General features: G+C 74.2%; 13 protein-coding genes. 9 read left to right on the plus strand and 4 right to left on the minus strand.

Going from position 1 to position 12,688, the window contains the following annotated elements:
• Positions 1 to 4: 4 nt before the first annotated feature.
• A complete protein-coding gene (locus R7226_RS20815; protein WP_318599232.1) occupies positions 5 to 667 on the plus strand; it encodes an ABC transporter ATP-binding protein in 663 nt (220 codons plus the stop codon).
• On the plus strand, positions 668 to 2,614 hold the full coding sequence (locus R7226_RS20820; RefSeq protein ID WP_318599233.1) for a YhgE/Pip domain-containing protein: 1,947 nt from the start codon (positions 668 to 670) through the stop codon (positions 2,612 to 2,614).
• A 45-nt stretch (positions 2,615 to 2,659) separates the two neighbouring features.
• Here R7226_RS20820 and pyrF read toward each other — a convergent pair whose 3' ends face one another.
• Positions 2,660 to 3,616 (minus strand): orotidine-5'-phosphate decarboxylase, encoded by a 957-nt coding sequence (pyrF, locus tag R7226_RS20825; protein ID WP_318599234.1) that lies wholly within the window; start codon positions 3,614 to 3,616, stop codon positions 2,660 to 2,662.
• 110 nt (positions 3,617 to 3,726) lie between these two features.
• On the opposite strand from pyrF, the gene R7226_RS20830 reads away from it, so the two are divergent.
• On the plus strand, positions 3,727 to 4,386 hold the full coding sequence (locus R7226_RS20830) for a sulfotransferase family protein (RefSeq protein WP_318599235.1): 660 nt from the start codon (positions 3,727 to 3,729) through the stop codon (positions 4,384 to 4,386).
• 34 nt (positions 4,387 to 4,420) lie between these two features.
• Positions 4,421 to 4,726 (plus strand): hypothetical protein, encoded by a 306-nt coding sequence (locus tag R7226_RS20835; RefSeq protein ID WP_318599236.1) that lies wholly within the window; start codon positions 4,421 to 4,423, stop codon positions 4,724 to 4,726.
• Here the strand turns inward: R7226_RS20835 and ku (R7226_RS20840) are convergent.
• From ku (R7226_RS20840) to R7226_RS20850, 3 genes are read right to left on the minus strand one after another with little or no spacing between them, the layout of a single operon-like run.
• Entirely contained in the window at positions 4,723 to 5,517 is a 795-nt protein-coding gene (ku, locus tag R7226_RS20840; protein ID WP_318599237.1) for a non-homologous end joining protein Ku, read from the minus strand. The genes R7226_RS20835 and ku (R7226_RS20840) overlap by 4 nt on opposite strands.
• The gene (gene ku / locus R7226_RS20845) at positions 5,517 to 6,470 is read right to left on the minus strand and encodes a non-homologous end joining protein Ku (RefSeq protein ID WP_318599238.1); all 954 of its coding nucleotides are present in this window, start codon (positions 6,468 to 6,470) and stop codon (positions 5,517 to 5,519) included. The genes ku (R7226_RS20840) and ku (R7226_RS20845) overlap by 1 nt, the downstream gene beginning before the upstream one ends.
• 30 nt (positions 6,471 to 6,500) lie before the next feature.
• Entirely contained in the window at positions 6,501 to 7,397 is an 897-nt protein-coding gene (locus tag R7226_RS20850; protein WP_318599239.1) for an acyl-CoA thioesterase, read from the minus strand.
• Between the two features lie 54 nt (positions 7,398 to 7,451).
• Between R7226_RS20850 and R7226_RS20855 the strand changes: the two genes are divergently transcribed.
• From R7226_RS20855 to R7226_RS20875, 5 genes are all read left to right on the plus strand, one after another.
• On the plus strand, positions 7,452 to 8,240 hold the full coding sequence (locus tag R7226_RS20855; RefSeq protein WP_318599240.1) for a crotonase/enoyl-CoA hydratase family protein: 789 nt from the start codon (positions 7,452 to 7,454) through the stop codon (positions 8,238 to 8,240).
• Positions 8,241 to 8,258: 18 nt separating this feature from the next.
• The gene (locus R7226_RS20860; RefSeq protein WP_318599241.1) at positions 8,259 to 9,395 is read left to right on the plus strand and encodes an acyl-CoA dehydrogenase family protein; all 1,137 of its coding nucleotides are present in this window, start codon (positions 8,259 to 8,261) and stop codon (positions 9,393 to 9,395) included.
• Positions 9,396 to 9,404: 9 nt separating this feature from the next.
• Positions 9,405 to 10,523, plus strand: a complete 1,119-nt coding sequence (locus tag R7226_RS20865; protein WP_318599242.1) for an acyl-CoA dehydrogenase family protein — start codon at positions 9,405 to 9,407, stop codon at positions 10,521 to 10,523.
• Positions 10,524 to 10,533: 10 nt separating this feature from the next.
• Positions 10,534 to 11,067: a GNAT family N-acetyltransferase gene (locus tag R7226_RS20870; RefSeq protein WP_318599243.1), complete on the plus strand. Its 534-nt coding sequence runs from the start codon at positions 10,534 to 10,536 to the stop codon at positions 11,065 to 11,067.
• Between the two features lie 91 nt (positions 11,068 to 11,158).
• On the plus strand, positions 11,159 to 12,688 hold a 1,530-nt coding region (locus R7226_RS20875), incomplete at its 3' end, for an efflux RND transporter periplasmic adaptor subunit (protein ID WP_318599244.1).

Consider the following 12,688-nt stretch of genomic DNA (forward strand, 5'->3'; position numbering starts at 1 on the left):
TGACATGGCGCACGCGGGGGTCCCGATCGTGGTGCAACAGCTCGGCGTCGACGGCGCGCGCGGGGCGGTCTTCGCCGGCGTCGAGCTGGAGGCGGCGCCCGGCCAGCTCGTCGCGATCGCCGGGCCCGGCGGCAGCGGCCGCACGTCGCTGCTGCTGACGCTCGCCGGCCGCATGCGCCCGACGCACGGCAGCGCCGAGGTCGGCGGCCGCCGGCTGCCCCAGGAAGCGAAGGCCGTCCGCCGGCTCGTGACCGTCGCGCGCGCGACCGGCGCGGTCGAGCTGCAGGATCGCTGGACGGTGCAGGAGGCGGTCGACCTGCAGGAGGTGCTGCGCGGCCACCGGATCGACGCGCGTGAGGCGGCCGCGACGCTCGACCTGTGCGGGATCACCGCACGTGGCGACGAGCGCATCGAGGATCTCCACCCGGCCCAGCGGACGCGGCTGGCGGTCGCGCTGGCGTGGTTCGAGGGGCCGCCCGCGACCGTCGCCGACGACGTCGACCAGGGCACCAACACGCTCACCGAGGCCGGCATCTGGCAGGTGCTGCGCGGCCTCGCCGACCGCGGCACGACCGTGCTCGCGAGCACCGCCGACGCGACCGCCGCGACCGGGATCGCCGACGTCGTCGTGACGCTCAGACACCCGAGCGGCCCGGGTGCGCCGTAGATGCTGGGCGCGCCCTTCCGCCTCGCGCTCGCCGAGCTGCGTCGCTTCCGCGGCCGTCTGCCGCTCGCCGGTCTCGCCTTCCTGCTCGTCGTGCCGACGCTGTACGGCTCGCTCTACCTGTGGTCGAACTGGGATCCATACGGCAAGGCCGACCAGATCCCGGTCGCGGTCGTCAACGAGGACGAGCCGGTCACCGTCGACGGCAGAGAGGTCGACGCCGGCGCCGAGTTCGTCAGACAGCTGAGAGCGGGCAGAGAGCTGGGCTGGCGCTACACCGACGCCGCCGACGCCGAGGACGGCCTGACCGAGGGCCGCTACCTGATGATCATCCGCGTGCCGAGAGACTTCAGCAGCAAGCTGTCGAGCCCGGCGACCGGCTCGCCGGAGCGCGCGAGACTGCTGATCCGGCTCGACGACGCCAACGGCTACATCATGTCGATCATCGCCAAGACGGTCGAGGCGGAGATCCAGAACCAGGTCAACGCGGCCGCCTACGCGACCTACGCCGAGGTCGCGCTCGGCGGCTTCACGCAGGTCCGCAGAGGCCTCGGCGAGGGCGCCGACGGCGCGCGCCAGCTCGCACGCGGCGCACGCGAGCTGCAGATGGGCGGCAACAGACTCTCCAGCGGCCTCGATGAGCTCAGCACGGGCGCGGGCAGATTGAGAACGGGCAGCGCGCAGCTGCGCGACGGCACGCAGGAGCTGGCCGGCGTCGTCGACACCGCGGCCGGCGCCGTCAACCAGGGGCTCGACCGGCTCGACGGCGTCGCGACCGTCGCCGGTGACGCCGCCGACGTCGCCAGACAGCTCGCCGCCGGCACGCAGGGCGCTGCCGACTTGAGCGCGAGAATCGAGGACCAGGTCGGCGCGCTCGCGCAGGCCGTCCCCGACGTCGCCGACGATCCGGCCTTCGAGGAGCTGCAGCGGCTCGCCGCCCAGGCCGCCCAGCAGAGCGGCCAGGTCGCGACCGACACCGGCGAGGCCGCCGGCAGACTCGACACGCTCGCGCAGCAGGCGCAGGGCGCGGCCGGACGCACCGACGGGCTGAAGGCGCAGGTGCAGCAGGGCCGCGACGACGTCGACAGACTGGCGCGTGGCGCCGCCGAGGTCGCCGACGGCGCCGCCGAGCTGGACGGCGGCCTCGACACCGCGGCGGCCGGAGCGGAGAGAATCGCGCCCGGCGCGCAGCAGCTGCGGGAGGGCTCGCGCAGACTGGCCGACGGGCTCGCCAACGCGCAGGAGAGAGTGCCGGCGCTGGCGGCCGACGACCGCGCCGAGCAGGCCGACGTGCTCGCCAACCCGGTCGAGCTGTCGTCGTCGAACGCCAACCCGGCCTACGTCTACGGACGCGGCCTGGCGCCGTTCTTCCTCTCGATCGCGCTGTGGGTCTTCGGCCTGATCGCCTACCTGATGCTGCGGCCGGTCGCGGGCGAGGCGCTCGCCAGCAGCCGTCTGCCAGCGTGGGTCGTGGCGACCGGCGCGTGGTTCCCGGCGGCGGGGCTGGGGATGGTCGCGGCGCTGATCCTCTACGCCGTCGTCGACGTCGGGCTGGGGCTCGACCCGTTGGAGCCGCTGTTGACGATCGGGCTGATGCTGCTCGCCGTCGCGACCTTCACCGCGATCGACCACTGCCTGCGGCTCGCCTTCGGCGCCGTCGGCGATGCGCTCTCGCTCGTGCTGCTCGTGCTGCAGCTCGCGGCCGCCGGCGGCATCTACCCGATCGAGACCGCCCCGGGCGTGCTGCAGGCGATCCACCCGCTGCTGCCGATGACCTACCTGATCGACGCCTTCCGCGTGACGATCTCCGGCGGCGAGAGCGCCCACCTGCTGCGCGACGTGGCGGTGCTCGTCGGCTTCCTGATCGTCGCGCTGACGCTTACGACCGTGACGGTCACGCGCCAGCGGGTCTGGACGATCGCGCGGCTGAAGCCCGAGCTGGAGCTGTAGGAGCGCGGGGCGCCGCACCCGCGCCCGGCGCGGCAGCGGAGCGCGCTACCAGCGCCAGCGATCGGCGCGCGCGAGCGGGCCGCGCAGCGACGCCGTCAGCTCGCGCGCGGCGGCATTGGCGCCTGCGCGCACGCGCCCGTCGACCGTCGGGAAGGCGCCGCCGGCATCGCCATGCGATCTCCAGCCGCCAGCGACCGCGCGCGAGGCGGCCGGCACGGCGCCGAGCCCGTCCGCGTTGACGAACAGCGGGAAGTCCTCCGGCGCGCCGCCCTGCGGCCCGAGGCCGGGGACCAGCAGGAAGGCGTGCGGCATCAGCGCGCGCAGGACGCGCGCGTCGTCGGGGTAGGTGAGCCCGGCGACGGCGCCGACGTTCGCGTAGCCGTGCTCGCCGCGGCGCGGCTCGCCCAGCTCGGCGACCATCCGCGCGACGTGCTCGAAGACCGCGCCGTCAGGCGTCTGCAACCCCTGCACGCGCGCGGAGCCGGGGTTGGAGGTGCGCACCAGCACGAAGACGCCCTTGCCGTGCGCGTCGGCGACGCCGAGCATCGGCGCCAGCGACTCCGGGCCGAGGTAGGGACTGAGCGTGACGGCGTCGGAGTCGTGCACCGGCAGCTCGCGCTCGCCGATCCGCATCCGCCCGAGCGCGGCGGCGGCGTAGGCGGCCATCGTCGAGCCGATGTCGCCGCGCTTGGCGTCCTCGATCACCAGCAGGCCGGCAGCGCGGGCGTGCGCGGTGACCTCCTCCAGCGCGTGCAGGCCGGCGGCGCCGAACGCCTCGAAGAAGGCCGACTGCGGCTTGACCGCGGGTGCCACGTCGGCGACGCCGTCGATCACCGCGCGGCAGAAGCGGGCGGCGGCGGCGGCCGCGCCGGCGAGGTCGTCGACGCCGTCGAGCAGCTCCGGCGGCAGCTGGCCAAGCTCGGGGTCGAGCCCGACGACGAGCAGGCTGCGGGTCTGCTCGATGCGGGCGATCAGACGGTCGGCGAAGTGGTCGGTGCTCATCGCGGGGCGAGTCTAGTGACCGCGGCGCGCCAACCTTCGCACCGCTTTGCGGAGCTGCGAATAGGCTGGCGTCCGGTCTCTGCCCGCCCCTGCCCCCCGGAGGACAGCTCATGAAGGTGATCGGAGTCGGTTTCGGCCGCACTGGGACGATGTCGCTCAAGCAAGCGCTGACCGATCTCGGCGCCGGCCCCTGCTTCCACATGATCGACCTGATCATGGGCGAGAGAAAGGCGCGCGACCTGCCCTACTGGGTCCAGATCGCCGACGGCTCGCCGGTCGACTGGCACGAGGTCTTCGACGGCTGGGAGGCGACCGTCGACTGGCCGGCGGCGTCGAAGTGGCGCGAGGTCACCGCCGCCTTCCCGGACGTGCCGGTGCTGCTCAACGTGCGCGACTTCGACGGCTGGTACAGAAGCGTCGAGAACACGATATTGGCGGTGAAGCTGGCCGCCCGCGCGGGCGAGCTGGCGCAGGACGCCAACCGCGAGCAGCCGGCGCCGGAGCTGTGGGGCGTGATCGAGAGACTGATCTGGGAGGGCGACTTCCAGGGCCGCTTCGAGGATCGCGAGTGGGTGCGGACGATGTACGACGCGCGGATAGAGGAGATCCGCGCGACGATCCCGGCGGAGCGGCTGACGGTCTGGAACATCGGCGACGGCTGGGAGCCGCTGGCGCGGATGCTCGGCGTCGCGGTGCCGAGCCACCCGTTCCCGCGCCTGCACGACACGAACGAGTTCCGCACGGAATTCGGCTTGCCGGCGCTGGCGTAGGGCGTCGTGCGCCGCGCGCGATAGCCTGCGGCCGATGGACCAGTTGCTGAAGCTGACCGCGGACGCCGGCGTCGAGGTCAGCGCGGCCGAGACGGCGCTCGAGGACGAGATGCCGCAGGCCGCGCGCGACGCGCTCGACCGTGCCGACGACATCCTCTCGGAGCTGCGCGAGCGCTGGCCGTCGATGTCGGCGGCCGAACGCTCGGTGATCGGCGACGCCGCCGGCGCCGTGCGCCGCCGGCGCGACGCGATCTCCGCGCGCGTGCCGGTGCGCAGAGTGCTGACCGACGCCGTCGCCGAGGTCGACCCCGAGCAGGACGAAGATCCCGAAGCGGCCTAGGCGGCCAGCTTCGCGATCGAGGCTTCGAGCGCCTCCATCAGGTCGCGCGACGCTCTCTCGCTCGGCGCGTCCCGTCTGGGGGCGGCGATCTTCTCGCCGCTCGCCTTGCGCTCGATCGTTCTTCTGAGGCGCGCGCGATGGCGGTCTCTCCATCTCGCCGGCTCGAAGTCCCCGCTCATCGACTCGATCAGTCTGACCGCCTCTCTGAGCGCTCTCGGCTTCGGTCTGGCGGTCGCGCCGCTGGGGGCGCCGACGCCGTCGGCGCTGCGCAGCTCGTCGTGGAAGCGCATCGTCGAGAGCACCAGCAGCGGGCCGTCGGCGCGGATCGCGGCGAGGTACTGCTTCGAGCGCAGCACGAAGCGGCCGATCGCGACCTTCTCGCCGTCGGCCATCACGCCGTGCAGCAGCAGGTAGGCGCGCGTCGTGCCCTCCGAGCCGCCGCGTGCCGGCAGCAGCACGTAGGGATGGTCGAGCAGCGCGGGATCGATCTGCTCGAGCGCGGAGAACTGCTCGACGTCGATCGTGCGCGTGCGGCGCGGTGCGGCCGCCTCCAGCTCGTCATCGGTCAGCACGACCTCGCGCCCGTCGTCCAGCTCGTAGCCGTGCGCGACGTCCTCCCACTCGACCTCTCTGTCCTCCTTGGTGCAGAAGCGGTGGACCTCGATCGGGCTGCCCGTTCTCTCGTTCAGCTGCGTGAAGTGGAGCTGACGGTCGCGCACGGCGCTGTGCAGCTCGACCGGCACGTTGACGAGGCCGAAGGAGAGCGAGCCGCTCCAGAGCGGGCGCGCCATCAGGATCTTCTCGCTCTCGCGGGTCTGCGTCTCGCGCTTCTGGCTCTGGCGCCTCTCGCGCCTCTGGCTCTGGCGTCTTTCGCGCCGGCTCTCGCGCTCGCGCGTCTCGGCGCGTGCCCGCCGCGCGCGCGTCTGCTGCCGCCGCCGCTCGCGTGCTCCCCGCGCGTCCGTCTTCTGCGTCTCGAGACCGCCGCGAGCGTCGCCTCCAGTGCCGCGGAGAGGTCGTCGGGCGCCTCGGCCGGCTCGCGCTCGGGCGGCTCGATCGCCTCGCCCTCGGCCTTGCGCTCGATCAGCTCCAGCAGCGCGGCGCGGTGGTCGTCGTCGAAGTCGCTCGCGTCGAATCTGACCGTCAGGCGCTCGACCAGCGTCGCCGCCATCTCGCTCTCTCTCGACGACGGCGCTCTCACTCTTCCCGGCCGGTCGAACGACTCGGGATCGACGACCTCGTCGGGGAAGCGCATCGTCGCGAGCCCGAGCACGCCGTCGTCCAGCGGCCGCAGCGCGACGAGCCGCTCGCGCGTGCGCAGCACGATCCGTCCGATCCCGACGCGGCCGCTCTTGCCGAGCGCCGCGTGCAGCAGCCGGTAGCCGTCGTCGGAGCCGTCGCGCGGCCCCAGGTAATAGGGCATGTCGTAGAAGACCGGGTCGACCTGCTCGACGGGCACGAACTGCTCGATCTCGGCGAGCTTGCCGTGGCTGCCGTCGACGCCGCGCAGCTCGTCGTCGCTGAGCACGACGTACTCGCCGTCGCCGACCTCGAACCCTCTGACGATCCGCTCGTATGGCACGACTCTGCCGGTGCCGGGGTCGACGCGCCGGTGCTCCAGCCGCGCGCCGTCCTTCGCATGCACCTCGTGGAAGTGGACGGACCGATCCTGCACGGCGCCGAACAGCTTCACCGGCACGCGCAGCTCGCCGACGGCGAGGCAGCCGTTCCAGATCGAGCGGGGCATGTCAGGAGCGGTACCCCGCGCGCGGCGCGGCTACTCGACCGGCTCGATCGGCGTGAAGACCGCCAGCTGGCGCGAGTGGGCCAGCAGCGTGCCGTCGCCGAGGAACAGCAGGCCGTCCTCCTCGATCAGCCCGGAGCTGGCAGCCGAGCTGCGGAACCAACCGAGCACCGCCTGGTCGGGCAGGCCCTGCGGCGGCAGGTCGGCGCGGAAGTGGATCGTCAGGTCGATCGTCGGCGCCACGGCAGGGCGGTCGAGCGGCTCGAAGCCGGGCGGCCACCAGACGTCGGCGCAGAGGGCGACGTAGGCGGCGTCGACGGCGTGCGGCTCCGGCAGCGTGATCCAGCCGCCGGCCTCCGGCGACTCGCCCGGCTTCGGCGCGCGGCCGCTGAAGGGGATCCCGCCGAAGCGCGGCGCGAGCTGGACGCGATGGGAGATCGCGGGCGCGCCGTCGAAGATCTGCAGCCAGTGGGCGTCGTCCTCACGGCGCCACTTGTCGGGCGCCAGCCGCGGCGCCTCGCGCGGCGGCGCCGGCGCGACCGCGGGCGGCGCCGGCAGCCACGTGCCGGCGGCGGGAAGGTCCGGTATCGCGAGCGCGGCGAGCGCCGTCAGGACCTCCTTGCCGCCCTGCGTCGCGGTCACGCGCGCGTTCGCGATCCGGCGGCCGCTGCGCAGCAGCTCGACGGTCAGCTCCAGCGGCCCGGCGCCGGCCGGGCGCAGGTAGTGGAGCGTCAGCGAGCGCAGCCGCCGCTCGCCGGCCGGGTCGGCGTGGGCGGCGATCGCCCGCACGACGATCGCGGCGAGGTAGCCGCCGTTGGCGGCGGTCGGGGCGGCCCAGCCGAGGTCGACGTCGGCGGCGAAGCGGCCGTCGCCGAGGGCCGTCACGGCGGTCGCGTCGTCGAAGCCGCGGGCCGGGGTCAAGCTGCTCATGGGCGAGGACGGTAGCAATAGGATGGCCGTCCTACTGCCACCGAGGAGGCACGGATGAGCGAGACCCTGATCACCACCGAGCGGCGCGGGCACGTCTTCCTGATCGGCCTGAACCGGCCGCAGAAGCGCAACGCCTTCACGCTCGAGATGCTCAACCAGCTGGCGCTGGCGATCGGTGAGCTGGAGGCCGACGACGAGCTGTGGGCCGGGGTCCTGTTCGCGCACGGCGACCACTTCACCGCCGGGCTCGACCTCGGCGACGTCGCGCCGGAGATGCAGAAGAACGGCGAGCTGTCGGTTCCGGAGGGCGGTCGTCAGCCGTGGCGGCTCGACGGCGAGACGTACACGACGCCGCTCGTGACGGCCGTGCAGGGCTGGTGCATCACGCTCGGGATCGAGCTGCTGCTCGCCTCCGACATCCGCATCGCCGCTTCGAACACGCGCTTCACGCAGCTGGAGGTGCAGCGCGGGATCTACCCCTTCGGCGGCGCGACGATCCGGATGCCGCGCGAGGCCGGCTGGGGCAACGCGATGCGCTGGCTGTTGACCGGCGACGAGTTCGACGCCGCCGAGGCGTACCGGATCGGGCTCGTGCAGGAGGTCGTCGAGCCGGGGCAGCAGGTCGAGCGCGCGATCGCGCTGGCGGAGCGGATCGCGACCGTCGCCGCGCCGCTCGGCGTGCGCGCGACGCTCGCCTCCGCGCAGGCCGCGATCCCGCGGAACGAGCGCGAGGCCGCGACGCGCCTCCAGCTCGACGCGATCCCGCTGATGAACAGCGCCGACGGCGCCGAGGGGCTGCACTCGTTCGTCGAGCGCCGGGCCGCGAGGTTCGCCGGGCGGTAGCCGGGGTAACCGCCGGCCATGGACCTGACCTTCGCGCCGGACGAGCTGGCCTTCCGCGACGAGCTGCGGGGCTGGATCGCCGCCCACCATCCGGGCGCCGACCCGGCGGGGGAGGAGGAGTCGTTCGCGTGGCGCGTCGGCTGGCAGAGAGCGCTCGCGGAGGGCGGCTGGGCGGCCGTCCACTGGCCGCCGGAGTTCGGCGGTCGCGGCGCGACGCTGGTCGAGTCGGCGATCTTCAACGAGGAGCTGGCGCGGGCGCGCGCGCCGCAGCCGGCGAACGTGCTCGGCCTGCTGCTCGGCGGTCCGACGCTGATGGTCCACGGCACGCCCGAGCAGCAGGAGCGCTTCCTGCCGGGGATCGTCAGCGCCGAGGAGATCTGGTGCCAGGGCTTCTCCGAGCCCGACGCCGGCTCCGACCTCGCGGCGCTGAAGACGCGCGCGGTGAAGGTCGACGGCGGCTGGCGCGTCACCGGCCAGAAGGTCTGGACCAGCTTCGCCCACCACGCGACCTGGTGCATGCTCGTCGCCCGCAGCGACCAGGAGGCGGCCAAGCACAAGGGCCTCACGTACTTCCTGATGGACATGCGCGAGCAGGGCGTGACGGTCCGCCCGCTGCGCCAGATCACCGGCGCAGCCGAGTTCAACGAGCTGTTCCTCGAAGAGGTCTTCATCCCCGACGAGAACGTGATCGGCGCCGTCGGCAACGGCTGGGCGGTCGCGCTGACGACGCTGATGAACGAGCGTGCCGGGCTCGCCTTCGGCCTGCAGGTCGCGCTGAAGGTGCTGCTCGACGAGCTGACCGCGGCCGCCGTCGCGCGCGGCCTGCTCGACGATCCCGCTGTCGCCGAGCGGCTCGGTGACCTGCACATGCGCTGCGAGATCCTGCGGCTGACCGCCTACCGCGGGCTGACGGCGCAGATGAAGTACGGCCAGCCCGGTCCGGAGGGCTCGCTGACGAAGTGGATGTGGTCGGACACCAACCAGCGCGCGACCGAGCTGGCCGTCGAGCTGCTCGGGCCGGAGGCGCTGGCGACCGACTCGCGCTGGTCGTTCGAGCTGCTGCGCGCCCGCGGCAACACGATCGAGGGCGGCACGACCGAGATCCTCAAGAACATCGTCGCCGAGCGCGTGCTCGGCCTTCCGCGGCTGCGCTAGGAGCCTCGCGTGCACTTCGACTTCACCGACGACCAGCGCGAGATCAAGCGGACCGCGAGAGAGCTGCTGGCGGCGCGCTCGTCGCTGGAGCGGGTGCGCGCGATCGCCGAGGGCGATGGTGCGTACGACGCGGCGCTGTGGGAGGAGCTGGTCGGGCTCGGTTGGACGGGGATCGCGCTGCCCGAGGAGCATGGCGGCGTCGGCCTCGGCGTGCTGGAGCTGGCGATCGTGCTGGAGGAGCTGGGCTATGCGGCGACGCCGTCGCGCTTCCTCTCCAACGCGCTCGCCGCGCAGCTGATCGTCGGGGCGGGGAGCGACGAGCAGTGCGCGCGGCTGCTGCACGGGATCGCCGCCGGCGCGCAGACGGGCACCGTCGCGTTCGCGCGCGACGGCGTCGCCGAGCTGGTCCCCGACGCCGACAGCGCCCGCTGGATCGTGCTCGTCGAGGGCGGCGGCGCGGGTCCGGCCGCGCGGCTGTACGACGCTGCCACCGGCGAGCTGCGGATCGACCCGCGCGAGACGATCGACCCGACGCGTCGCTATGCCCGCGTGACGGTCGCCGACGCTGCCGCCGGCGAACCGCTGGAGGGCGACGTCGCGGGCGGGCTCGACCGCGCCGAGGTCGTGCTCGCGGCCGAGCTGACGGGGCTGGCGCAGCGGGCGCTGGAGCTGACGGTCGCCTACGTCAAGGAGCGCAGACAGTTCGGCACGCCGATCGGTGCGTTCCAGGCGGTCTCGCACAGAGCGGCGCAGATGCTGCTGGAGACCGAAGGCGCCCGCTCGGCCGTGTGGTTCGCGGCGTGGGCGGCCGACGCCGAGCCCGTGTCGCTGTCGCGCGCGGCGTCGATCGCGAAGGCGGCAGCCGCCGACGCCGGCCGCCACGTGACGGCGGCGGCGATCCAGCTGCACGGCGGGATCGGCTTCACCTGGGAGGCCGACGTCCATTGGCTGTACAAGCGCGCCCAGCTCGACGCCGCGCTGCTGGCGCCGGCGGCGTGGCACCGGCGGCGGATCGCGCGGCTGGCGGCGGCTGGTGTGAGCGGCGGCGAGCATCCCGCCGCTCCGGCTGGCGGCGCGGCCCCCGCGCGTGCCTCCGAACCTCCCGCCACCCCCGCTGGCGCGGGCTAGGATCCGCGCGATGGTCGGGTTCGTCGACGACACAACGGTCCGCGACGACGACGGCGGCGCCGGCGGCGGGACGGTCACGATGCGCCTGGTCGACGAGCAGTTGCGCAAGCGCGTGCTCGCGCTCGCCCCGCACCCGTTCCAGCGCAGCTGGTCGGGCGTGCCGGCCGACACGCTCGGGCCGGCCGAGCGCGACCCGCGTCAATGGCCGGTCGCGATCCTGCTCGACGAGGAGCCGGCCGGCTTCCTCGTCCTGCACGGCGGCGTCAGCGCCGGCCGCTTCGTGCGACCGCACGGCGAGCTGCTGATCCGCGCCTTCTTCGTCGCCGCGCCGTTCCAGCACCGCGGGGTCGGCCGCCGCGCGCTGGAGCTGCTGCCGCGCTTCGCACGCCAGCTCGACCCGTCGCTGAGCCGCCTCGTGCTGACGGTCAACGACGTCAACGAGGTCGCGCAGCGCGCTTACACGCGCGCCGGCTTCCGCGACACCGGCGAGCGCTACCAGCGCCCCGGCGGCGGCCCCCAGCTCGTGCTCGAGCTGTTGGTCTGAGGCGGCGGCCGCGGCACCCGCCCGCGTCGTCCGCCGGCCCGCGTCTCGTTCTTAGCTGCTTCTTGGGTGCGCGTCCGACACTTCTCGGCCGATGCGCGCCTCCCGCCTGACCCCGATCGTCCTCGCCCTCGCCTGCGCCGCCGCGATCGCCGCGGTGATCGTCGTCGTCGGCCCCTCCAGCGCCGCCAGGGGCGGCAGCGGCGAACGGCTCGTGACCGTCGCGCGCGGGGTCGTGCAGGCGACCGTCTCCGGCAGCGGCGCGGTCGAGGCGGCGAAGCAGCTCGACCTCGACTTCGAGAGCGGCGGCACGCTGCAGAAGGTCTACGTCAAGGCCGGCCAGCACGTCGTGCAGGGGCAGCTGCTGGCGCAGCTCGACCCGACCGACGCGCAGGAGGCGCTCGACGACGCCGAGGAAGCGCTCGCGGACGCCGAGGAGGCGCAGGCGAGCGGCTCGAACACGACCGCCGCGTACGACGGCGGCTCCGCGACGGCCGTCTACGCGACGATCGCCGACACGCCGGAGGCGACGACCACGACGCCGGACGCGACGACGACGCCCGAAACGACGACCACGACGCCCGCGCCGACCACGACGAGCCCGAGCGCGCCGACGACCACGACGCCCGCGCCCGCCACGACGACGCCGAGCGCACCGGCCACGACGACCCCGCAGACCACGCCGACGCCGAGCGCGCCGACGACGACCACGCCACAGACGACGACCACGCCACAGCAATCCGCCCCGTCCGGCGGCGGCGCCGCGGGCGGCGCGCCCAGCAGCGGCTCCGGCGCCGGAGCCGCGAGCGGGGGCACGGCCGGCGGCGCCTCCAGCGCCGTCTCGATCGACGAGCTGGAGGAGGCGGTGCAGGAGGCGCAGGCGGCGGTCGCCGCGACGAAGCTGCGCGCGCCGATCGCCGGCACCGTCGCCTCCGTCTCCGCGGTGGCCGGGGAGGAGGTCGGCGGCGGCTCGTCGTCGAGCAGCGCGTCCGCGAGCGGGTCGACCGGCTCCGGCGCGGCGGCGGGCGGGGCGACCGGCGGTGCGTCGACAAGTGCGTCGAACAGCAGCTCCAGCGCCTTCCTCGTGCTGGTCGAACTCGACGCGATGAACCTCGTCGTGCCGTTCAGCGAGTCCGACGTCGGCAGCGTCAGACGCGGCCAGGCGGCGACCGTGACCGTCAACGCGCTGCCCGACGAGCAGCTCGCCGCGCACGTCGTCTCGGTCGCGACGCTGCCGAGCACCAACAACAGCGTCGTCAGCTACGACGTGACGCTGCGGCTCGACCAGCTCGCGGACGGGCTCAAGTCCGGCATGACCGCCTCCGCCAGCGTCGTCGTCGAGGAGGCCGCGGGCGTCCTCAACGTCACGAGCGCCGCGATCAGCGGGCGCGGCACGAGCGGCACGGTGACGGTCGCCGACGGCGACGACCGCACCCAGGTCCGCGTCACGACCGGGATCGTCGGGGACGCGACGACGCAGATCCTCGACGGTCTCGAGGCCGGCGACCAGCTCGTCGTCGCGGCGGCGCCGACCTCGACGGCCGGCAGTGCCGCGGGCGCGGCGGCCGGGCTCGCCGGCAGAGGCGCGGCCGGCGGCTTCGGCGGCGGGGCCGGCGGCGGCTTC

It is taken from the genome of Conexibacter stalactiti (assembly GCF_033542075.1).
GTDB lineage: Bacteria > Actinomycetota > Thermoleophilia > Solirubrobacterales > Solirubrobacteraceae > Conexibacter > Conexibacter stalactiti.